Raw genomic sequence first — 21,474 nt, forward strand, 5'->3', positions numbered from 1 at the left:
TTTAAAATGACAATAAAATTAAATCAACCTTTAAAGCCTGATTTGATAACGTTAACGAAGTACTTATCAGAAGTAAATAACAGTGGTTGGTATACAAATTTTGGCCCACTACATGATCAACTAACTTCACGTTTAGAAGAATACCTAGGTGTTAAAAACTTACTGCTTGTATCTAATGGAACACTCGCACTTCAAGTGGCTTGCAAAGTATTAAATATTAATTCTGCCATTACTACACCTTTTAGCTTTGTAGCGACAACTAGCTCGTTATTGTGGCAAGGGATAGATACTGCGTTTAGCGATATTGATCCACAAACTTATAACTTGTGCCCTACAGCACTTGATGATGCGTTAAATGAGCCTGAAAGCAACTACGATGGAGTAGTCGCTACCCATGTTTATGGCAACCCATGTGACGTTAATGGAATTGCTGATGTTGCCAATAAACACTCTATCAAGACCGTTTACGATGCAGCCCATGCATTCGGTGTGAGTATAGGTGAACAATCGGTACTTAACTTTGGTGATGCAAGCACATTGAGTTTTCATGCCACCAAAGTATTTCATACAGTAGAAGGTGGCGCCATTGTTTTTAAGCATAGAAAAGACTATGAAAAAGCCAAGCGATTAATTAACTTTGGTATTCAGGCTGATGGCAGCTTAGGGGAGCCTGGAATTAACGCTAAGTTAAATGAATATCAGTGTGCGGTTGGCTTAACGTTACTTGATGATATAGAGCAAGTTATAGCCCGTCGCGCTGAGTTATTTCGTAGTTACCGTGACGAACTTAAAGAGTATGTTGAAATGCCTACTTGGCATATTGATACAACCTTAAATGGTGCGTATATGCCCATTTATATCGCTGACGTAGATAGCCAGAGAAAAGTGATAGAGGCATTATCTAAAAATGGTATAGAGAGCCGTCGTTATTTTACACCATCGCTAGATGCCGTTTTTGGTGAACAAAAAAAGTTTGATTGTGTACAGAGTCAAAGAGTAGCAGGTGGCGTTATATGTTTACCCCTACATGGTTATATGAATTTAAATGGCATTAAAAATATAACGCAAATAATTAAAGAGACAATAAAATGAAATTGGCTGTCATGCAACCTTACTTATTTCCTTACATTGGGTATTATCAACTAGTGCACGCGGCAGATAAATTTGTTTTTTACGATGATGTAACCTTTATAAAAGGAGGCTATATTAATCGTAATAACATTCTTTCCAATGGTAAAGCGCAACGCTTTACCATACCAGTACCTGGGATGTCGTCTAATGTATTGATTAATGAGCTGAATTTTGATGGTAATGTAAGGAAGGTACTTAAAACGATTGAGCAAAGTTATAAAAAATCACCTTATTTTAAAGAGGTATTTCCACTTATTGAAACGGTATTGAATGATAAAAACAGAAGCGTAGCACACGTTTGTGCTAAAAGCATTTTGTTAGTGTTTGAATATTTGGGTTTTAACAAAGAATCTTACTATTCAAGTCAGCTTGAGTACGATCGTAGTTTATCTGCTGCAGATAAGCTGATAGCTATGACAGAGCTTTTAAAAGTAAGCGCATATACAAATAGTCCTGGAGGTAAGTCACTTTACAATAAGGAATATTTTTCGTCAAAAGGGGTTGAACTATCGTTTATTGAAATGGATAAGTTTATATACGCGCAAAACTCTGAAGAGTTTATTCCTCATTTATCTATGATTGATGTATTAATGAATAACAGTAAGGCAGATACTGTCAATCTACTAACTAAATACAAGCTGGTCTAATCGATGGCTATTGGAGGATACAACCAGTTATCATTGACCTGCTTGAATACAAAGTTAGATGTTGAAGCCTACCAATTTCAATCTGCACGGGCTGCTTTATATGCATATTTGAGCGCAACTAAGGTAAAAACCCTTTATGTACCCAATTATATTTGTGATAGTATTTTTCCTGCTCTGGAATCCTTGAATATCGAGGTTGAGTTTTACTCGATTAATGAACAGCTTTTACCGGAAAAGAGCTTAAAGCTGATAAGAAAAAGTTGTTGTAAAGTATTACTGGTTAACTACTTTGGTTTATTGAATAAAAAAATTAAAGAGTTAATCACTTCTGAGCCAGAGCTATATGTTATTGACAACTCACAAGCTTTATTTTGTGAACACATAGAAGGCACTACAAGTATTTATTCTCCGCGTAAATTTTTGGGCATACCGGACGGTGGGCTTTTACGAACATCAAAACATATTAATATGCCTAAAGAATTTTTTGATGCAAGTAAATATACTGGCCACTTATTGCTGAGAGCTTCAGGCTATGCGCCTGAAGGGTATACCATGTTTCTAGACGCAGAGCAAGCGCTTGAAAGCTTCACACCAAAAAGAATGTCAGTAATATCTGAATACCTTATTAAGTGTACTGACATAAGAGTCATTAAAGAAAAGCGACAACGTAACTATGAACTCTTATATACAAGGTTTAACTCTTTAAATCAATTACAGCTCCCTATACACGATCAAATACCACTATGTTATCCATTAAAACTTGCGTTTAAAGTTGATCAAATATGTAAACAGCTTATCGATAAGGCTATTTATTTGCCTAGGTATTGGTGTAGTAAATATAGCGGTGAAGTAGGTCAGGATATGTTTGAAACTACCTTGTTTCTCCCCATTGATGAACGATTAGACACAGAACAAATTGAATTAATTATTGAATCTGTAAATAATATGATGGCGTTAAAATGAACGAACTAGAACTAATTAGTACCTTTAAATCACTTGCTAGTGGAATAGAGGTTGAAAAAACAAATAAGAATAATATACCCACAACCTACATAGTTGGTTGCCCTAGGAGCGGTACTACGGCATTATTGCAACACCTTTCAGAGAGTGGAGCATTTGCATATCCTACGAATTGTTTAACAAGGTTTTCATCTTCGATGGAGTTAGCAACTGTTATTCAAGAGCTATTATTTAATCAGGATTTCGGTTTAGTACAAGAGAATAATATCATCGATTACGTATCTGATTACGGAAGAAGCAATGGAGCATTGAATACCAATGAGTTTTTCCATTTTTACCGCAGGTTCTTCCCTAACTTAGATATAAAACATTTAGAAAAAGCAGAACTTGAGTGCGTTGATTGTGATGCTTTATCTCAGCAAATTGATGTAATAACTACATTTTATAATAAGCCTTTCATAAATAAAGGCTTAATGATGCAATACAACATCGATTATTTTAATTCACAGCTTAAGGACTCTATATTTTTATATATTAAAAGAAATGAGCTATATGTGATGCAGTCTATTTATAAAGCGCGGATAAAAGAGCGGGGGTCAGAAAACTGCTGGTGGTCAGCAAAGCCTAAAGAATATGCTTCATTAATAGATATGGATGTATTTAGCCAGATTGCAGGTCAAGTTTATTATACCAATAGGGCAATTGAAGAGGCGTTATCTAAGCTTCCACAAGAATCTAAACTAGAAATTAAATATGAAGACTTTGTAAGCTCACCACAGAGTATTTTTACTCGATTGAAAAATAAGTATTCGGAAAATAATTATCAATTAAATATCAACTTAACCGTTGAGTCTGTTTCTCAAATAAAAAATGGTAATGTTGAGCAGTTAGATGTGGGTATTCTGAAGAATTTACAAAAAGCTTATGATAAATTTGTTGAAAATGATCGTTCTAAGTAAGAGGCACGCCATTTTTTACGGACGAAAATAATAGGTTTTATTAGATGAGAACCCCATCACTTAAAAAAAATGTGGCGTTTAATTACATTGGACAACTCTACGTTACATTTATCGGTATTCTAATTTTACCGATATTCTTGCAATATATGGGACCTGAGGCCTACGGGTTAGTGGGCTTCTTTACGTTAATACAAGCATGGCTTAGTTTACTTGATGTGGGGATGACACCGACATTAGGGCGTGAAATAGCGCGCCTTAAAAATAAAGCAGAAGAGCATTGGCGGTTACTAACTGTTGTTAATTCTTTAGAGATCACATTTACAGTAATTGCCTTGATAGCAAGTATAACTTTGTTTATGGCTAAGGACTGGATTGTATCGGACTGGTTAACCGTCGAAACATTAAATGTAGATATTGTTACAACAGCTATTAGTATTATGGCTATTATAATCGCTGTACGCTGGGTTGCTTCCATTAATCGTAGTGGAATAAATGCATACGAAGCGCAAGTATGGATGAACATTACCGATATTATTATCAATACGCTTCGCTTCCCCGGGGCATTATTATTAATTATCTATGCCGATGGTGACATATTGGCATATTTTTACTTCCAATTAGCAGTTGTTTTGTTTGAAGTATCTATCATTCGCTTTAAAATGCGTAGCTTGTTACCAAGTAAAAATTTAGAAAATGTAAAGCGGTTTTCATTACGTGAGCTTAAGCGCATTGCACCATTTGCGTTAAGTGTTGGTTACACTAGTGCAATTTGGGTGCTGCTAACTCAACTAGATAAACTATTGCTATCAAAATATTTAACATTATCAGAATATGGTTATTTTACTCTAGTTGGTGTTGTTGTTGGTGGTATGACAATGCTTGCCAGTCCTGTAACAAAAGCATTATTGCCAAGAATGACAGGGATGCTATCTGATGGAAAAGAACAGCAAATGTTACTTTTATACAGAACTGCAACACGATGTGTTGCTGCTTTTATTTTTCCGTTAGGCTTAGTAATTGCGTTTAATGCCGAAGTTGTGGTTTATACTTGGACCGGAAATAAAGAGGCAGCGGCTTGGGTGAGCCCTATAATGCCGGTGTTTGTTTTAGGTAGCATGATCTTAGCGATTATGACTTTTCAGTATTTCTTACAATATGCGCATGGTGAGCTTAAATACCATGTTCGATGGAACACATTTTCTGTGTTAATTAATGTGCCCCTTATAGTGTATGCCGCTACTTATTACGGTGCTTTGGGTGTCGGTTGGGTATGGTTTGGTTTTCGCTTATTTTCGTTAATTGTATGGGTTGCTTTTATCCATCACAAATTTGCTCCAGGTATACACATTCAATGGCTGCTTAAAGATGTATTGTCCCCGTTTTTAATCGCAGTGGCTGTTATCTTTTGTATAAACTCACTCTATCCATTAATGGTTGATATGGAGAGGTTAACATTATTTTTTTCCTTAGTAACAATAACAATATTTACCATGCTACTAACAAGCTCGATCGCATTACAGTATATTATAAGGAGGAAGCTATATGCCTGAAAAAGTATTTGATATAAAAGATTTTAGGTCTCAATCATTACCTACAGAATCAGAGATCATGCTTAACTGGCAAGGGGATATTAACCAGCCGGTAGTGAGTGTACTTTGTCATACATATAATCAATTAAGCTATATAGAAGACACTTTTAGAGGCTTTTTAATCCAAAAAACTGACTTTCCTTTTGAGGTGATCGTGCATGATGATGCCTCCACTGATGGTACAAGTGATATTGTAAGAGAGTATACAGCACTTTATCCGCATATTTTCAGGTCTGTTATTCAAACTGAAAATCAATATTCTCAAGGGAAAAAACCTACGGTTTTAAGCTCAGCTTATGCTAAAGGCGAGTACTGTTCATTATGTGAAGGGGATGACTTTTGGATTGAACCGACAAAGCTTCAAAGACAATACAACGCGCTTGAACAAAAAACGAATGTAAACTTATGTTTTACTCCAGCCTATACAGCAAGCGGTTCACAAGTAACTTCAAAAATATGTGAGCACTTTAAAGAAGATACGCTTGTCCCATTCATCGATATAGTCAAGGGGGGAAGCGGGTTTATCCCGACAGCATCTATTTTTCTCAGAAAGTCAATATTAGCCAATTTACCAAATTGGTTTTCTAATGCTCCGGTTGGTGATTATTATATTCAAATGTTAAGTGGTACGGGAGGGGCTCAGTATTTAAACTTTCAAACTTGTGTATATCGAGTACAAAGTAAGAATAGTTGGAGCAGTAAACAAAACAAAATTAAAAGGGCGGCTATCGAAAGTTTTGTGTATGGTCATGAGAATGCAATAACAGCTTTAAAAAATGGGGACCAAGGCGAAGTAGGCGTGAGCCTTGATATGGTACTTTCTAAATATTTTTTAATTGGTGCATATAAAGCAATACATATTAAAGATATTCAATTAGCTCGTCACTTTATAAAACTCAGTTGGAAGAAAAAAAAATTTTTAAACTTTAGACAGGTAATCCTATTTAGTCTAAATGTGTGTTTATTTAACTTTTTTCTAATAAAGTAATTTTATATTCCGGATAACGGTAAGTCGTAACATGAATAGTAAACTTGCATTAGTACTAATTGCATTGACGATATTGTCAATGGGCTTTATTAGCTTATTCGACCTCCCAATTGTGATAAGTATCTTTCTTTTTTCATTATGTTATTTTCCCTCTTGGTCTGGTTGTAAGTCATTATTTGAACCTCTTCCTTTTTTCGGGTTGTTCCTTTATTTCTATGTCATAAGTTTTTCATGCTTGGAGCTAATGACTGGCATGTATAATGTTGGTTATGAACAGCACTTTATTCTTATTATGTCAGGCTTTTTTACTTACTTAGGGTTGTTGATTGCTGAATTTATATTAGGACCTAGTCGTATCAAACAAGCTGATTTTCAATACTTTCAGTCAAATGATTTCAAAAAGTTGAGTGGAACTCTAAGTTTGGTGTTTGCTCCCTTCTTTTTAATTGCTCTAATAGATGTTTTAGGTTCAGGTAATGTTAATAAATATGAATTAAATACTGCAGGGGTATTTAATGCGCTCACCTATTATTTTTTAGCATTTCTTTTTATATATATAACAAGTAGCCAAAAGTGTATAAGAGTTAAGATGGTATCTTTCATATTATTATTCTTATTTTTTTACTTAGTCTCAGGTGAAAGAGATTTTTTTATACGGGCATTTTTACTGATTCTTTTCTTTTTATATATAACCAATCAAGTAAGCAATAAAGTAACTATTATTTCGTTTGTTTCTGGCTTTATTTTGGCTCCTTTATCTCAAAGTCTAAAAGGGGTATTGGGCTATAATTCAGAGCAATCGGTGCAGCTCATTGGTTTTGATAACTTGATTGTTTCATTATTTAGTGGCGAATTCATGTCACAAGGTCGTAATTTTTATTGGATGCTTGAGTTCAAAGATAGAATGCTCGATGTATATGGAAATATGTTAGTTAATGATATTTTACGTTTCTTTAAACTTTATGAGCACTCTTCTGCAAGCCTTTTCGGTGAAAAAATTGTAGGTCGTACGGGAGGATCTGGGGTTGGCTTTAGCTTGTTAGGTGAAATGTATTTTACTTTTTGGTATTTTGGCTTGTTGTTTCTGGGTCTGTCGATTGGTGTGTTATTAAAATGGACTGCGAAGGTTGCTAGTGATAGCTCACTTAATATTTACCTCTATATTACCGTACTATTTTCATGTTCTTATGCACTTAGAGCTGATTTTGCAAATCTGTTAGCTGGGGTAATTAAAGTGGGTTTGTTACCTGTAGTCATTTTGATTTTGTGTAGATCTTCCATTCGTTTTATACAAAAAAGCTAATTTTGATGGGTTTTAATTTTATTAGGAAAAATATGTTAACTGAAAAGAAAGTATCAGTAGCTTTAGAGCACAGATTCTTTATATATGATGGAAAGTTGTATACTCAACTGTCTTTCCCATACGCTTATTGGAAAAACTATCTAAACTACTTTCATGAAGTTACAATAATAGCTCGTGCAAAGGTTGTTGATTCTATTGATGATAGTTTTCAGAGAGTTGATGGGCAAGGAGTTTTATTTAATACACTTCCTTATTATATTGGAGTGAGATCTTTTTTTAAGACTTTACCCTCACTTTTAATATGTTCTAAAAAGATAGTAAGATCCTCAGATTATTTTATTTTGAGGAGTGGTAATGTGTCTAACCTTCTTTGGGTGTGGACTGTTTTGTATAAAAAAAAATATGTTAGGGAGTACCCTGGAAATATATATGAAGGGGTTGTTGGCTTTGGTGGTAATAGCCTAAAGATCAAGTTACTTGCGATGTTTTTAGATTCAATAGCTAAAGTTCAGTCTAAATTTTCAAAGGCAAACAGCTTTGTAAGCCAATATTGTGAGAAGTTATACGGTTCACAAAAACCTAGTTATGTTTTCTCTAGTTTCGATCTAGATGAAATTGTATTCCGTAAGAAAGAATACAGTGCAGGTAACTTTTTTAAAGTTGTTAGTGTAGGAAGATTAGAAGGAGAGAAAGGTCATTTAGATCTTATAAATAGCTTAAGTTATCTAGAGGGCAATATTGAACTAAATATAATCGGAGATGGAACACAAAGACCTAAGTTAGAAAAAATGGCTAAAGATTTAGGTGTTAATGTGATATTCCATGGTGCAATTACTGATAGAGAGCAATTGTTTACACAAATTACCGCTAGTGACTTATTTGTTATTCCATCGCATACTGAGGGTATGCCTAGATCTTTACTCGAGGCTATGGCACTAGGGATGCCTTGTATAGGTACTTCAGTCGGAGGTATCCCTGAGGTAATTCAAGGCAAATACCTTGTTAAGCCACAGGCGCCCTCCAATATGGCAAAACTTATTAATGGTATTGCCAATGATTGTAAGGAGAGAGGTAGAATGGGGGCTAAGAACCTATCATTTATTGAAAGTAATTATTCGCGTTGTGTTTTGGATAAAAGAAAAGTAGATTTTTGGAGCGAGTTATATAAATGAATATAATTAAAGAACTGCATTATCAGTTAAGGTATGGATTACCAATATGGTTAATTCTTTTTTTAACTTCTTGGCTCCCAGATATATCTATTTGTATAAGGATTAGGGGAGGACTAGTTTCAATCTTTCTGCCTGGTAGGCCAAAGAGGTTTACTTTAGGGAGAGATGTTACTTTATTGTCTGTCAATCGTTTGTACTTAGGGAGCGATGTTTATATAGCCAAAGGCTGCTGGATAAATGCTATAGGGGGTATCACTTTTGAAAATGAAGTTGTACTTGCACCGTACGTGGTTATTTCTTCAAACAATCACGGGTTTAAAGATGGTTCGGTCAAACGAGGTGGGGCTCACCCCACACCTATTTTTGTCGGTTACGGAACTTGGTTGGCGTCTCATGTTGTCGTTGCCGCTGGTGTTACTGTAGGGAAAGGTAATTTGGTAGCTGCTAATAGTGTTGTAACAAAGTCATCTGAAGATAATAGTGTATTAGCAGGAGTTCCCGCAAGGTATATTAAAGAGAGGCTGGACAACCCTTCAGCAATAAATAGTAAACACGATATAAAAATATGAAACAGAAAATTTGCTTTATTGTAACTGATGCGATTTCATTTAACTTTTTAATGAAGGGACAGTTAGAGTTTATACAATCGTTAAACAAGTATGATATTACTCTTATTTCAGGAGGAGAGCATGAACAGCTGGAATTCCTTAAAAGCAGAGGCGTGGGTAAAATAAAGTACATTCCATTTTCTAGAACAATTAAACTGCTTAATGATATCAGCTGTTTGCTTAAATTAATTATTTATCTCTTTAATAATAAGCAAGACATTGTAGTTTATTCAACACCTAAAGCTATGTTACTTGGGTCTTTAGCATCATGGCTAACCTTTCAACCGAGTCGAATTGCAATTGTTAGAGGTAGAGCCTATGAAAATTATAACGGTTTAAAACGTAAACTTTTCGAATGCCTTGATCGAATAACAATTAAAACAAGCTCTAAAATCCTATTTATCTCGCATTCACTACGCAATGCATATTTACAAGGTGGTTTGGTTAAAACATCTTCTTCTAAAGTTGTTGGGAATGGTTCGTCTAATGGTATCGATATAGAATGGGTTAACGGCTCCATAGAAGAAAAAGTAATTCAAAAGCTTAAAGCAGATATTAATTACAACCCAAAAAGAGACTTTATCGCGATAACAGTCGGTCGTATATGTATTGATAAGGGAATAGTAGAGCTAAAAGAAATATTTGAATCACTAAAAAAACATGAACATTTTAAAATTATCTGTGTTGGTAAAACAGAGGATTCACACTCTGAATATTTAATTAAAGAGTTGTCAAAGTGCAATAACTTTTTTCATTTTAATCAAACCTCAGACGTAAGACCGTTTTTTCATCTTGCTGATTTACATTTGTTTTTGTCTCATAGAGAAGGTTTTGGAAACGTTGCAATAGAAGCTGCTAGCTTTAATGTGCCGTCATTTGGATATAATGTTGTTGGTGTAACTGACAGTATAAAAAATGGGGTAACAGGGCGGTTGTTTCCATTTAAAGACTCCCTTTCTATTTCTGAAGCTATAATTCCTTTCTTGGATTCTAATAAAGCTTCTAGAGGTAAGTACCCTGAAATGAAACGTTATACACTTGATAGCTTCAACTCTGTTGATGTATGGTTGGCTTATGAGAAGGAGTTTTCCAATGAAAAGGCTCTTTGATTTATTTTTCAGTTTAAGTGCTTTTCTCGCTTTACTGCCTGTATTTCTTATTGTAGCCGTTTTGGTTAGAATTAAACTCGGCTCCCCTATTATATTTCGCCAACCGCGCCCCGGCTTAGGTAGCAAAGAGTTTAATGTGATGAAGTTTCGTACGATGTTAGATGCAACTGATAAGCAAGGTAACTATTTACCTGATGAACAACGCATGACACCTTTTGGTAGCTTTTTACGTTCAACCAGTTTAGATGAATTACCAGGCCTATTTAACGTGATAAAGGGGGAGATGAGTTTAGTTGGTCCTCGTCCCTTGTTGGTAGAATACCTACCACTTTACAGTACAGAACAAAACCGGCGTCATAATGTTAGGCCTGGAATTACTGGTTGGGCGCAAGTTAATGGTCGCAACGCAATTAGTTGGGAACAGAAGTTTTCGTTTGATGTTTGGTATGTTGATAATCATAATTTTTGGTTGGATTTAAAGATACTATTGCTAACGGTTAAGAAAGTGTTCAACCGTGAAGGCATTAGTGCTGACGGTCATGTCACTATAGAGCCATTCAAAGGGTCGTCAAATGAGTAAAGTATTAGCAGTTATTGGCGCTAGTGGTCATGGTAAAGTTGTTGCAGACTTAGCGGTAACTCTTGGCTTTGATGTTGTTTTTTTTGATGATGCTTACCCTAGTAAACTCAAGGTTGAGCACTGGCCAATTAATGGGGTATTTAAAGACTTTATTAATGATAACGATTTATATTGTGGTGCAATAGTCGCTATTGGAAATGCAAAGGCCCGAGAGTCCATAACTAATCAATTAAATGAATTAAATATTTACACACCAATTCTCCAACACCCTTCCGCCATCGTTAGTTCGTATGCCAGCATCGGAGGAGGCAGTGTAATTATGCCTGGTGCGGTAGTTAATGCGTTCGCCTCTATTGGCATTGGTTGTATTATTAACTCTAATGCAGTCATTGAGCACGATTGCAAGTTGGAATGCTTTGTGCATGTTTGTCCTTGTGCCGCAGTTGCGGGTGGTACAATAATAGGAAAACGAACTTGGGTAGGTATCGGCTCTAATATTCGTCAACTGATCACTATAGAGTCTGATGTATTGATAGGCGCTGGCAGTGTAGTTGTAAATGACATTTCAAAAGGAACTACCGTAGGTGGAGTTCCTGCAAAAGCTATCAAGGATAACAATGCTTAACTCTCCCTTTTCCCCGTGGCCTAGTTTCACAAAAGAAGAAACTGATGTCGTAAAAAATGTATTACTATCGAATAAAGTCAATTATTGGACTGGTCAAGAAGGCCGTGAGTTCGAGAAAGAGTTCGCCAGCTTTGCTGATAGTAAATATGCGGTTGCGCTAGGTAATGGAACTTTAGCTTTAGATATAGCGCTTAAAGCTTTGAGTATTGGTGTAGGAGATGAAGTGATCACTACACCGCGAACTTTTTTAGCCTCTGCATCGAGTATTGTAACAGCAGGTGCCAAACCCATTTTTGCTGATGTTGATTTAAATAGCCAGAATATTACTGCACAAACGATTGAGGCTGTAATAACACCGAATACGAAAGCTGTGATTGTCGTCCACTTAGCTGGTATGCCTGCGGAAATGGATGAAATCATGGCGCTTAGCGAACAGTATGGCTTTTATGTAATTGAAGATTGTGCTCAGGCGCATGGCGCGAAATATAAAGGGCGCTCGGTAGGCTCTATCGGTCATGTTGGTGCTTGGTCTTTTTGCCAAGATAAAATCATGACTACTGGTGGTGAAGGTGGGATGGTCACGACTAACGATGAAGCATTGTGGAAAACGATGTGGAGTTATAAAGATCATGGTAAATCATGGGATGCGATCTATAATAGTGAGCACCCTCCTGGTTTTCGTTGGTTACATGAAAGCTTTGGTACCAACTGGCGCATGACTGAGATGCAAGCAGCCATTGGCCGTATTCAGCTAACTAGAATGAGCGACTGGACTGCTATTCGTCAGAATTATGCGAAGCAGCTGGATAGTGCAGCAAATGAATATTCGTTAATTCGTTTAGTTGAGAACCCTGAATATATAGAGCATGCTGAATATAAGCATTATATGTTTGTAGAACCTTCAAAGCTTGCAGACGGTTGGACGCGAGATCGTATCGTAAATGAAATTGTTGCCGCTGGCGTTCCTTGCTTTCAAGGTAGCTGTTCTGAAGTTTATTTAGAGAAGGCCTTTGATGGGACCGAGTTTAGACCTGAGAAACGTTTAGTCAATGCAGTTGAGCTGGGGGAGACGAGCTTAATGTTTTTGGTTCATCCCACGTTGACTCAAGCTGAGATTACTAAAACGGTTATTGTTATTAATAAAGTGTTTAGGTTGGCGTGTAAAGATAAAGCTTAAAAAGGAAGTGAGAATAAATACTCTATAAGAGATGTGTGAAACGTTCTTGCTTTTGGGGATTACATCTACCAACTTCGCAAATTAATATTGATTGCACTATTGAATGAATCTAAAATTTATTATTAAACTTAAAAGTAACTATTAATATGACTACTAATTTGACCCATTTGAAAAAACTTGAAGCAGAATCTATCCATATTTTTCGTGAGGTAGCGGCTGAATTTGATAAGCCTGTGATGTTGTATTCTGTCGGTAAAGATTCAGCTGTATTACTCCACTTGGCTCGCAAAGCCTTTGCTCCAGGTAGAATTCCTTTCCCGTTATTGCATGTTGATACAAATTGGAAATTTAAAGAGATGATTGCCTTTCGTGACCAAATGGCAAAAGACTATGATTTTGAACTCCTAGTACATCAAAACCCTGAAGGAATTGAGATGGGAATGGGACCGTTTACTCACGGTAGTGCTACACATACTGACGTAATGAAAACTCAAGGTTTAAAGCAAGCTCTAAATAAATACGGTTTCGATGCTGCCTTTGGTGGCGCACGTCGCGATGAAGAAAAGTCACGTGCAAAAGAGCGTGTTTATTCATTCCGTGATGGCAACCACCGTTGGGATCCAAAAAGTCAACGCCCAGAGTTATGGAATATCTATAATGGTAAAGTTCAAAAAGGCGAGAGCATTCGTGTTTTTCCATTATCTAACTGGACTGAGCTTGATATCTGGCAGTATATTTATTTGGAAAGTATTCCAATTGTACCGCTTTATTTAGCTGAGAAGCGCCCAGTAGTTGAACGTGATGGTACGTTAATCATGGTAGATGATGATCGCATGCCAATTGAAGAAGGTGAAGAAATTCAAATGAAGAGTGTTCGCTTTAGAACACTTGGTTGTTATCCTTTGACGGGAGCTGTTGAGTCTACAGCAAGCACTTTACCTGAAATTATTCAGGAAATGTTATTAACAAAAACTTCAGAGCGTCAAGGGCGTGTAATAGATCATGATAGCGCGGGTTCTATGGAAAAGAAAAAGATGGAAGGTTATTTCTAAGTCTTTACTTTTATGTAAAAGAGAAACTTTTCTGCATGACATTTTATTTGATAAAAAATTTCCAAGGACAAGATTATGAGTCACCAATCAGACTTAATTGAAGATGATATTCAAGCTTATCTAAAGCAGCATGAAAGCAAAGAGTTAGTCAGGTTTTTAACCTGTGGCAGTGTAGATGACGGTAAAAGCACCCTAATTGGTCGTTTATTGCATGATTCAAAAATGATTTTTGAAGACCAACTTGCCGCTATTGAAAAAGATTCAAAAAAATCAGGTACTACAGGTGAAGCTGTTGATTTAGCTTTATTAGTTGACGGTTTACAATCCGAACGAGAACAGGGCATCACTATCGATGTTGCTTATCGTTATTTCTCAACAGATAAACGTAAGTTTATTATTGCTGATACTCCAGGCCATGAGCAATATACTCGGAATATGGCAACGGGGGCATCGACCTGTGATATTGCCATTATTTTGATTGATGCACGTTATGGTGTGCAAACACAAACACGTCGTCACTCTTTTATTTGTTCTTTATTAGGTATTAAGCACATTGTTGTTGCGGTTAACAAAATGGACTTAGTTGATTACTCACAAGAGCGTTATCAGGCCATAAAAAAAGAATATCGTGACTTTGCAGAGTCACTTAAATTTTCTGATGTACGCTTTGTGCCTATGTCTGCGTTAAATGGCGATAATGTTGTTGAGGAAAGTGAAAACATGCCTTGGTATCCAGGAGCTACATTAATGAAGCTACTGAATACCATGGATGTAAAAGATCAAAGTGAATTCACTGAGTTTCGCTTCCAAGTGCAATATGTTAATCGTCCTAATTTAGACTTTCGCGGATTTTCCGGCACTATAGCCTCAGGCCACGTTCTTGTAGGTGATCAGATCGTTGCACTGCCTTCAGGAAAAGTGAGTGTTGTTAAAGACATTGTCACCTTTGATGGGAGTTTAGAGCGTGCTGATAAGGGCATGGCTGTAACACTCACGCTTGAAGATGAAATTGATATTAGCCGCGGCGAAATCATGGTTAAAAAGGGTAGTTTGCCAACGTCAGCTAAAGACCTTAATGCAACTGTAGTATGGATGCATGAGAATGAGTTAGAGCCAGGGCGTGAGTATTTCATCAAACACGGTAGTAAAATGACTACTGGTCACGCTAATAAAATTATTAGTAAATACGATGTTAATACTATGGAAAAGTTGCCTGCTTCACAATTAGCTGTCAATGATATAGGTACGGTTGATTTTGTTGTTGGCGAAACCTTGCACTTTGATGATTATCAAAAAAATCGCGGTACAGGTGCGTTTATCATTATTGATAGAATAAGCAATGTTACAGTAGGTGCCGGTATGATAAACCATGCTGTTGACGAACAAATTCATGAGTATACAGCGTTTGAGTTAGAATTAAATGCATTAATTCGTAAGCAATACCCACACTGGGGTGCACGAGACATTACTAAATAGCACAAAGCGAGATTAAAATTCCGCCTACTAAATAAATGATTTACAGGCGGGAACCTTGAGGCTGTAAGGCTATTGCCTTATAGCCTTTTTATTTTTTTATAGCTTCAGCAAGCTTTTAAACTTCTTAGATATGGATACAATATGTCACTTGAGCAATGGTTGATGGTTGGGATTTTTATTATCACTTTTATCAGCTTAGTTAAATACAGCCAAGTTCCAGAGCGTGTTTTTTCTGTGACAGTTTTACTGTGCTTGGCACTTTCCTTTGTCAGTGTTGATGATATTTTAACTAATGCGGTTAATCCAGGCTTAGTTACCCTCGTTTTATTAGTACTTTGTTCATTTGCCTTTGAGCGAACGAGCATCCTAAGGCGCTTATCTTCTGGCGTCTTTAATGGTTCAAAAATTAAGTCTACTCTGCGGCTTCTGCTCGGCACTGCTTTTGCCTCAGCTTTTATGAGCAACACTGCAGTAGTGGCTACCCTTATTAACACAGTGAAAAAAAATAAGCTTATCAACCCCGGTAAGCTCCTACTTCCACTATCATTTGCCGCTATTTTAGGTGGTACACTCACGCTAGTTGGTACCTCAACCAACCTTATCGTAAACAGTTTACTGATAAAACAAGGCCAGCAGAGCTTTTCTTTCTTTGATTTTAGCTTAATCGGCTTAGTGGCTTTAGCTTTATGTTTATTAGTTATTATACTACGAAGTAGAGCACTTCCTTTATTAGAAAATGATGACTTAGCTACTGATGATTATTTACTGGAGGCTGAGGTGGCAACAAGCTCGGCGCTTATAGGAAAAAGTATTGAGGGTAATGGTTTAAGAAATCTCGACTCGTTATTTTTAGTTGAGATTGTACGTCATGGTAAGCTGATTTCCCCTGTAACCCCAGATGAAGTAGTGCAAGATAAAGATAAACTTATCTTTAGTGGTGATATTTCTAAAGTATTAACCTTGCAGCAGTTCGATGGCTTGAATTTATTTGCCGAGCAAGATGATTTGTTACGTGATAACTTGACTGAAGTTTTGGTTAAGTCCGACTCTGCCATAGTCGGAAAAACGCTTAAAAAATCTGGTTTTAGAGCGCGATTTGATGCAGCTGTGGTTGCTGTTAGGCGAGAGGGGGGCGCTTTGTCAGGCAAGCTTGGTGATATTGTGTTGCAACCCGGCGATTTCTTAGTACTTGCAGTTGGCCAAGATTTTTGTACTCGCCCTAACCTATCTAAAAACTTTTATATTTTGTCAGGCCATCAAGCTGAGAATATTCTCAGTGGTTGGCGTGATCATTCAACTGTATGGGGCTTTATTGTTAGTATATTAGTGTCGGTATTTACGTCATTACCCTTATTGACCTGTTTGTTCTTTTATCTTGCTTTTCTTATTTTCTGTGGAGCATTAACTGTTAATGAAATAAAACGTCGTTTTCCATTAGAGATATGGATGATAGTACTGGGTGCGTTAACTTTAGCATCTGCCATAGAAAACATTGGCATTGCCACTATGTTTGCACAATATATTGAAGGTTTCTTGCAAGGTCAAAGTGTCTATTTATCTTTTGTGTTGATTTTTGTTTTAACCTTAATAATGACAGAACTTATCACCAATAGCGCTGCTGCAGCATTAGCTTTTCCTATTGCCTACAATATAGCCATGGGGCTTGGGGTTGATCCTATGCCGTATGTGATGGCGGTTGCGTTTGCTGCTAGTGGTAGCTTTATCAGCCCTTATGGCTACCAAACTAATGTGATGGTATATAACGCCGCCAATTATCAATTAACTGATTTTGTTAAGTTTGGTTTACCTATTTCGATAATATACTGTATCAGCGTGATTGTAACGATACCATTAGTTTACCCTTTTTAATTTCCCTTGTTTATTCATTACAATGAACTATTAAGTATGAGAATCACTATGAAAATAGCCAATATTGAAGCCGTTAGTCAAAAAACAAAAAACACCGTGTGGCACGAACAACATATCAGTAAAAAACAACGTTCTGAATTAAAAAAACAAAAGCCTGTGTTACTTTGGTACACCGGTCTAAGTGGCTCAGGTAAATCTACCATAGCTAATGCCGTTGATGCGTTGTTATTTAAGCTAGGCTGTCATAGTTACTTACTTGATGGGGATAATGTGCGCCATGGCCTCAATGGTGATTTAGGTTTTAGTGACGAAGCCCGTGTTGAAAATATTCGCCGTATTTCAGAAGTGGCTAAATTATTTCTAGATGCTGGTCTTATTGTCTCAACTGCTTTTATTTCACCATTTTCGAGTGACCGTGCGTTAGCTAAAGCAAAGTTAGAGGATGGTGAGTTTATTGAAGTGTTCATCGATACACCTATAAGTATTTGTGAACAGCGCGATCCTAAAGGCTTGTATAAAAAAGCGCGGGCAGGTGAGATAAAAGATTTTACGGGAGTTGATTCAACCTATGATGTTCCCGAGTTTCCGCAAGTCCATGTGAAAACGGCTGAGCAGTCAATTGAACAGTGCGCTGTACAAATTGTGAACTTCTTAATGAAACAAGGGTTTGTGGCAAAAAGCCCTATTGGCTAACGATTTATTCACACTATAGCAAAATAGCTTATGGTAAAATCCAGAATTAAATCAAAATAAGGATAAAACCAAACTTTAAGGAATACCTGATGCAGTATGATGTTTTTAATGGTGATGCTGATGGCATAATCGCATTACTACAGTTACAACTTTATAACCCAACTAACAGTGTGAAAATTACTGGCGTTAAGCGCGATATTGCTTTACTTAAACGAGTAGATGTTAAAGCAGGTGACACTATACGTGTACTTGATATTTCTATGGAGAAAAATCTTGAAGCGTTAAATAATGCCTTAGTTATGGGAGCTGATGTTTTTTATGTTGATCACCATAGAACGGGAGATATTCCGAAGTCCGACAATTTAAAAGCTTATATAGATTTGGATGCAAATACTTGTACTAGTCTAATTATTAGTAAGCTTTTAGATAACGAGTTTCATTTGTGGGCTATCACAGCTGCTTATGGCGATAATCTTTTTGCTAAAGCGGATGAAGAAGCGGACAAGCTTGGGTTAACATTACAGCAGAAACAGCAACTGAAAGCGTTTGGTACCTACATTAATTACAATAGTTATGGCAACGATGTAAGTGACTTGCATTACCCTCCTACCGAGCTATTTGAAATGTTATTAGCCTACTCATCGCCATTTGATGTTATCAATAAAGTTGACTCTGTTTATCACAAGCTATCAACTGCCTATGATTATGACATGGAAAAATCGCGTGCTGCAGAAGTGTTATTTGATTCAAAGGTAGCTAAAGTTATTTTACTTGAGGACGCAGCTTGGTCTCGTCGAGTCAGTGGTGTATTAGGGAATGATTTAGCTAATCAATCACCAAGCAAAGCTCATGCTGTTATTTCTTACAATAACGAAGGTGGCTACACGGTAAGTGTTCGTGCGCCATTGTTGAATAAGCAAGGTGCAGATATTGTTTGTTCTCATTTTAAAACGGGTGGCGGACGTACTGCAGCTGCAGGCATTAATCATTTAGACAGGTCAGAATTAAGTGAGTTTATTAGAGTGTTGAGTGATTATTACACTAGTTAAAAATTTTGAAAGTCATGGTTGCCCCTGTGGGGGTTGAGCTCATAATTAAATAAATGGCGTAAGATCGAGCCAACTTATATAGATTGTTAAAGACAATAGAGATCTGTATCATTGACAAGGCATTTTCTGTACCGTCTGCATTCTATAATAAGTGCTATTCATACTAGGTATTCATTGAGCCAAAAACTTAAAGCATGGATGAATATCCGCCTAAAAACTGAAAGAAAATGATACAGTAACGGCCATGGTTGATACCGCTAAGGTTTTAGTTACTATTGAAATAACCTCTTTAAAGTAAAATAGTAGGAAGGTAATTAAAATTGAATATTAAAGTCTTAAGGGGGTAACATGCGAAGTTACTTTACACCTATGTTGCAGTTGTCGCGCTCAAAAAAGAGATTAATTACATTACTAATTGATTCAATATTTTTGTTTTGTGCTTTTTGGTTGGCATTCTTTATGCGTTTAGACACTGTTACACCAATATTTGAACAAAAGTATTGGGCGGTGTTTCTTGGCGTGTTACCTGTTAGTTTACTGGCATTTATTAAGCTTGGTCTTTACCGTGCTGTTCTACGTTACATGAATATGCATGCTGTTTGGGCTATTGCAACGGGAAGCTTAATATCAGCTCTTACATTTATTGGTTTTTCATTTTTCTTTAATGCAGGTGTGCCAAGAACTGTCCCATTCATTTTTATGTGCTTTTGCCTTATTTTTGTCGGTGGCTCGCGCATCGCTGTCCGTGCGCTAATCGGTCATCAACGTTGGCATAAAAAGGCTTCTGTACTGATCTATGGTGCTGGCTCAGCAGGGCGTCAATTAGCGACTGCTTTGGCCCAAGGACCTGAATATCATGCTGTTGCTTTTGTTGATGATGACAAGGCGGTGCAAGGGCACGATATGCAAGGTATTCATGTTTATTCGCCAAGTAAAATTGAAAGCTTAGTCGAAGATAAAAGTATTGAAAAGGTGCTTCTGGCACTTCCCAGCACTAGCCGCTCTCGCCGTAAAGAAATATTAGCTCAGCTAGAGCCTTTACCTGTTCAAGTGCAAACAACACCGGGGATGGCTGATTTAGTCAAAGGCCATGCAAAGCTTGAAGAGTTTAAAGATGTCGGGGTTGAAGATTTACTTGGGCGGGATCCTGTTGCGCCTAAAAAAGATCTCATGACTGCTGATATCACTGGTAAAGTAGTCATGGTCACAGGAGCTGGCGGTTCTATTGGTTCAGAATTATGTCGCCAAATTTTACGCTTAAAGCCGACTAAGCTAGTCTTGTTCGAGTTATCTGAGTTTGGCTTATATTCTATCGATAAAGAACTTAATGAATATAAGCAGCAGAAAGGCTTGGATGTTGAAATTTATCCAATGGTAGGCTCGGTTCAGCGCACAAACCGTATTGAGATGGTGATGAGAAGCTTTGCTGTGCAAACGGTTTATCATGCGGCCGCTTATAAACATGTGCCTTTGGTTGAGCACAATGTGGTTGAAGGGGTTAGAAATAATATCTTTGGTACTTATTATACTGCTTGTGCGGCGATTAATGCCAATGTAGAAACCTTTGTTTTAATCTCTACTGATAAAGCAGTTCGTCCTACTAATGTGATGGGTACAACCAAGCGAATGGCTGAGTTAGTACTTCAGGCATTGTCTAAAACACAAGATAGTACGCGTTTTTGTATGGTTCGTTTTGGTAATGTGCTTGGTTCTTCTGGTTCTGTTGTACCGTTATTTCGTAAGCAAATTAAAGAGGGTGGTCCAGTTACTTTAACTCACCCTGATATTACCCGCTTTTTTATGACGATTCCTGAAGCATCACAGCTAGTAATACAAGCGGGTGCAATGGGTAAGGGGGGTGATGTCTTTGTGCTTGATATGGGCGAGTCGGTTAAGATTTTTGACTTGGCAAGTAAGATGATTCATTTAAGTGGCTTTAGTGTTAAAGATGCTAAAAACCCAAATGGGGATATTAAAATTAAGTGTACTGGTTTACGCCCTGGTGAAAAGCTTTATGAAGAGCTATTGATTGGTGATAATGTTAGTGGGACTAATCATGAGCGCATTATGACAGCGCAGGAGGTTATGCTGTCATGGGATGAGCTTGAGCCATTATTAGCGCAATTGGATGATGCTTGTCATAACTTTGAACACGAAAGAATCCGTGAATTATTGTTAAGTGCGCCTACTGGCTTTAACCCAACGGATGGCATTTGTGATTTAGTGTGGCAGCAAAAACACAAAGGTGAGACTCGAACAGCTGAGATTGTTGATTTGAAAAAAGTGAATTAGTCTTCTATTTTCTGCAACTTTATTAAAAGGTGACTTTTTAGTCACCTTTTTTGTTTTCTTAGTTGTGAAGAGTCATCCTGAAGGTGTTTTTATCGTAAACGCGCAACTAACCCGTTGTGCCTAGCCTGACGTGTAATCGAGCTGCACATTCCACGGCATGAGTGCCGTTAAGTCTGCGTTATCATCCAAGGTCGG

Annotated in this window: 19 protein-coding genes; all 19 read left to right on the top strand. The window is 37.1% G+C overall.

The window, feature by feature from the left end:
- The first annotated feature begins 6 nt into the window (after positions 1 to 6).
- The 19 genes from Q8W26_RS13190 to Q8W26_RS13280 all read left to right on the top strand — a co-directional run bounded on the left by Q8W26_RS13190 (position 7) and on the right by Q8W26_RS13280 (position 21,279).
- The gene (locus Q8W26_RS13190) at positions 7 to 1,092 is read left to right on the top strand and encodes a DegT/DnrJ/EryC1/StrS family aminotransferase (protein WP_101215011.1); all 1,086 of its coding nucleotides are present in this window, start codon (positions 7 to 9) and stop codon (positions 1,090 to 1,092) included.
- Entirely contained in the window at positions 1,089 to 1,778 is a 690-nt protein-coding gene (locus tag Q8W26_RS13195) for a WbqC family protein (protein WP_101215012.1), read from the top strand. The genes Q8W26_RS13190 and Q8W26_RS13195 overlap by 4 nt, the downstream gene beginning before the upstream one ends.
- Before the next feature lie 3 nt (positions 1,779 to 1,781).
- Complete coding sequence (locus Q8W26_RS13200; protein WP_153071516.1) at positions 1,782 to 2,741, top strand: hypothetical protein; 960 nt, start codon at positions 1,782 to 1,784, stop codon at positions 2,739 to 2,741.
- The gene (locus tag Q8W26_RS13205) at positions 2,738 to 3,697 is read left to right on the top strand and encodes a sulfotransferase (RefSeq protein WP_101215014.1); all 960 of its coding nucleotides are present in this window, start codon (positions 2,738 to 2,740) and stop codon (positions 3,695 to 3,697) included. Before Q8W26_RS13200 ends, Q8W26_RS13205 begins: the two co-directional genes overlap by 4 nt.
- A 44-nt stretch (positions 3,698 to 3,741) precedes the next feature.
- Entirely contained in the window at positions 3,742 to 5,247 is a 1,506-nt protein-coding gene (locus Q8W26_RS13210) for a lipopolysaccharide biosynthesis protein (protein WP_305473620.1), read from the top strand.
- On the top strand, positions 5,240 to 6,274 hold the full coding sequence (locus tag Q8W26_RS13215; RefSeq protein ID WP_101215016.1) for a glycosyltransferase: 1,035 nt from the start codon (positions 5,240 to 5,242) through the stop codon (positions 6,272 to 6,274). The genes Q8W26_RS13210 and Q8W26_RS13215 overlap by 8 nt, the downstream gene beginning before the upstream one ends.
- A 31-nt stretch (positions 6,275 to 6,305) precedes the next feature.
- A complete protein-coding gene (wzy, locus tag Q8W26_RS13220) occupies positions 6,306 to 7,577 on the top strand; it encodes an O-antigen polysaccharide polymerase Wzy (protein ID WP_153071517.1) in 1,272 nt (423 codons plus the stop codon).
- A 32-nt stretch (positions 7,578 to 7,609) separates the two neighbouring features.
- Positions 7,610 to 8,749, top strand: a complete 1,140-nt coding sequence (locus Q8W26_RS13225; protein WP_305473621.1) for a glycosyltransferase family 4 protein — start codon at positions 7,610 to 7,612, stop codon at positions 8,747 to 8,749.
- Positions 8,746 to 9,318 (top strand): acyltransferase, encoded by a 573-nt coding sequence (locus tag Q8W26_RS13230; RefSeq protein ID WP_101215019.1) that lies wholly within the window; start codon positions 8,746 to 8,748, stop codon positions 9,316 to 9,318. Before Q8W26_RS13225 ends, Q8W26_RS13230 begins: the two co-directional genes overlap by 4 nt.
- The gene (locus Q8W26_RS13235; RefSeq protein ID WP_101215020.1) at positions 9,315 to 10,466 is read left to right on the top strand and encodes a glycosyltransferase; all 1,152 of its coding nucleotides are present in this window, start codon (positions 9,315 to 9,317) and stop codon (positions 10,464 to 10,466) included. The genes Q8W26_RS13230 and Q8W26_RS13235 overlap by 4 nt, the downstream gene beginning before the upstream one ends.
- Positions 10,450 to 11,046, top strand: a complete 597-nt coding sequence (locus Q8W26_RS13240) for a sugar transferase (protein WP_101215021.1) — start codon at positions 10,450 to 10,452, stop codon at positions 11,044 to 11,046. The genes Q8W26_RS13235 and Q8W26_RS13240 overlap by 17 nt, the downstream gene beginning before the upstream one ends.
- Entirely contained in the window at positions 11,039 to 11,671 is a 633-nt protein-coding gene (locus Q8W26_RS13245) for an acetyltransferase (protein WP_101215022.1), read from the top strand. Before Q8W26_RS13240 ends, Q8W26_RS13245 begins: the two co-directional genes overlap by 8 nt.
- Positions 11,664 to 12,848: a DegT/DnrJ/EryC1/StrS aminotransferase family protein gene (locus Q8W26_RS13250; protein ID WP_101215023.1), complete on the top strand. Its 1,185-nt coding sequence runs from the start codon at positions 11,664 to 11,666 to the stop codon at positions 12,846 to 12,848. The genes Q8W26_RS13245 and Q8W26_RS13250 overlap by 8 nt, the downstream gene beginning before the upstream one ends.
- A 146-nt stretch (positions 12,849 to 12,994) precedes the next feature.
- Positions 12,995 to 13,900, top strand: coding sequence for a sulfate adenylyltransferase subunit CysD (cysD, locus tag Q8W26_RS13255; protein WP_101215024.1), 906 nt, complete (start codon positions 12,995 to 12,997; stop codon positions 13,898 to 13,900).
- Positions 13,901 to 13,975: 75 nt separating this feature from the next.
- On the top strand, positions 13,976 to 15,376 hold the full coding sequence (gene cysN / locus Q8W26_RS13260) for a sulfate adenylyltransferase subunit CysN (protein WP_101215025.1): 1,401 nt from the start codon (positions 13,976 to 13,978) through the stop codon (positions 15,374 to 15,376).
- Positions 15,377 to 15,517: 141 nt separating this feature from the next.
- Positions 15,518 to 17,245 (top strand): SLC13 family permease, encoded by a 1,728-nt coding sequence (locus tag Q8W26_RS13265; RefSeq protein WP_101215026.1) that lies wholly within the window; start codon positions 15,518 to 15,520, stop codon positions 17,243 to 17,245.
- 48 nt (positions 17,246 to 17,293) lie between these two features.
- Positions 17,294 to 17,938 (top strand): adenylyl-sulfate kinase, encoded by a 645-nt coding sequence (gene cysC / locus Q8W26_RS13270; RefSeq protein WP_101215027.1) that lies wholly within the window; start codon positions 17,294 to 17,296, stop codon positions 17,936 to 17,938.
- An 89-nt stretch (positions 17,939 to 18,027) separates the two neighbouring features.
- Positions 18,028 to 18,987 carry a DHH family phosphoesterase gene (locus Q8W26_RS13275; protein WP_101215028.1) on the top strand — a complete coding sequence of 320 codons (960 nt, stop codon included), beginning with the start codon at positions 18,028 to 18,030 and terminating at the stop codon, positions 18,985 to 18,987.
- Positions 18,988 to 19,335: 348 nt separating this feature from the next.
- Positions 19,336 to 21,279, top strand: coding sequence for a nucleoside-diphosphate sugar epimerase/dehydratase (locus Q8W26_RS13280; RefSeq protein WP_101215029.1), 1,944 nt, complete (start codon positions 19,336 to 19,338; stop codon positions 21,277 to 21,279).
- Positions 21,280 to 21,474 lie beyond the last annotated feature (195 nt).

The sequence above is a fragment of the Psychrobium sp. 1_MG-2023 genome (genome assembly GCF_030689115.1).
GTDB lineage: Bacteria > Pseudomonadota > Gammaproteobacteria > Enterobacterales > Psychrobiaceae > Psychrobium.

Coding starts and splice junctions, on each gene's coding strand:
- Q8W26_RS13190 (WP_101215011.1), top strand. CDS start 7: ATGACAATAAAATTAAATCAACCTTTAAAGCCTGATTTGATAACGTTA.
- Q8W26_RS13195 (WP_101215012.1), top strand. CDS start 1,089: ATGAAATTGGCTGTCATGCAACCTTACTTATTTCCTTACATTGGGTAT.
- Q8W26_RS13200 (WP_153071516.1), top strand. CDS start 1,782: ATGGCTATTGGAGGATACAACCAGTTATCATTGACCTGCTTGAATACA.
- Q8W26_RS13205 (WP_101215014.1), top strand. CDS start 2,738: ATGAACGAACTAGAACTAATTAGTACCTTTAAATCACTTGCTAGTGGA.
- Q8W26_RS13210 (WP_305473620.1), top strand. CDS start 3,742: ATGAGAACCCCATCACTTAAAAAAAATGTGGCGTTTAATTACATTGGA.
- Q8W26_RS13215 (WP_101215016.1), top strand. CDS start 5,240: ATGCCTGAAAAAGTATTTGATATAAAAGATTTTAGGTCTCAATCATTA.
- wzy (WP_153071517.1), top strand. CDS start 6,306: ATGAATAGTAAACTTGCATTAGTACTAATTGCATTGACGATATTGTCA.
- Q8W26_RS13225 (WP_305473621.1), top strand. CDS start 7,610: ATGTTAACTGAAAAGAAAGTATCAGTAGCTTTAGAGCACAGATTCTTT.
- Q8W26_RS13230 (WP_101215019.1), top strand. CDS start 8,746: ATGAATATAATTAAAGAACTGCATTATCAGTTAAGGTATGGATTACCA.
- Q8W26_RS13235 (WP_101215020.1), top strand. CDS start 9,315: ATGAAACAGAAAATTTGCTTTATTGTAACTGATGCGATTTCATTTAAC.
- Q8W26_RS13240 (WP_101215021.1), top strand. CDS start 10,450: ATGAAAAGGCTCTTTGATTTATTTTTCAGTTTAAGTGCTTTTCTCGCT.
- Q8W26_RS13245 (WP_101215022.1), top strand. CDS start 11,039: ATGAGTAAAGTATTAGCAGTTATTGGCGCTAGTGGTCATGGTAAAGTT.
- Q8W26_RS13250 (WP_101215023.1), top strand. CDS start 11,664: ATGCTTAACTCTCCCTTTTCCCCGTGGCCTAGTTTCACAAAAGAAGAA.
- cysD (WP_101215024.1), top strand. CDS start 12,995: ATGACTACTAATTTGACCCATTTGAAAAAACTTGAAGCAGAATCTATC.
- cysN (WP_101215025.1), top strand. CDS start 13,976: ATGAGTCACCAATCAGACTTAATTGAAGATGATATTCAAGCTTATCTA.
- Q8W26_RS13265 (WP_101215026.1), top strand. CDS start 15,518: ATGTCACTTGAGCAATGGTTGATGGTTGGGATTTTTATTATCACTTTT.
- cysC (WP_101215027.1), top strand. CDS start 17,294: ATGAAAATAGCCAATATTGAAGCCGTTAGTCAAAAAACAAAAAACACC.
- Q8W26_RS13275 (WP_101215028.1), top strand. CDS start 18,028: ATGCAGTATGATGTTTTTAATGGTGATGCTGATGGCATAATCGCATTA.
- Q8W26_RS13280 (WP_101215029.1), top strand. CDS start 19,336: ATGCGAAGTTACTTTACACCTATGTTGCAGTTGTCGCGCTCAAAAAAG.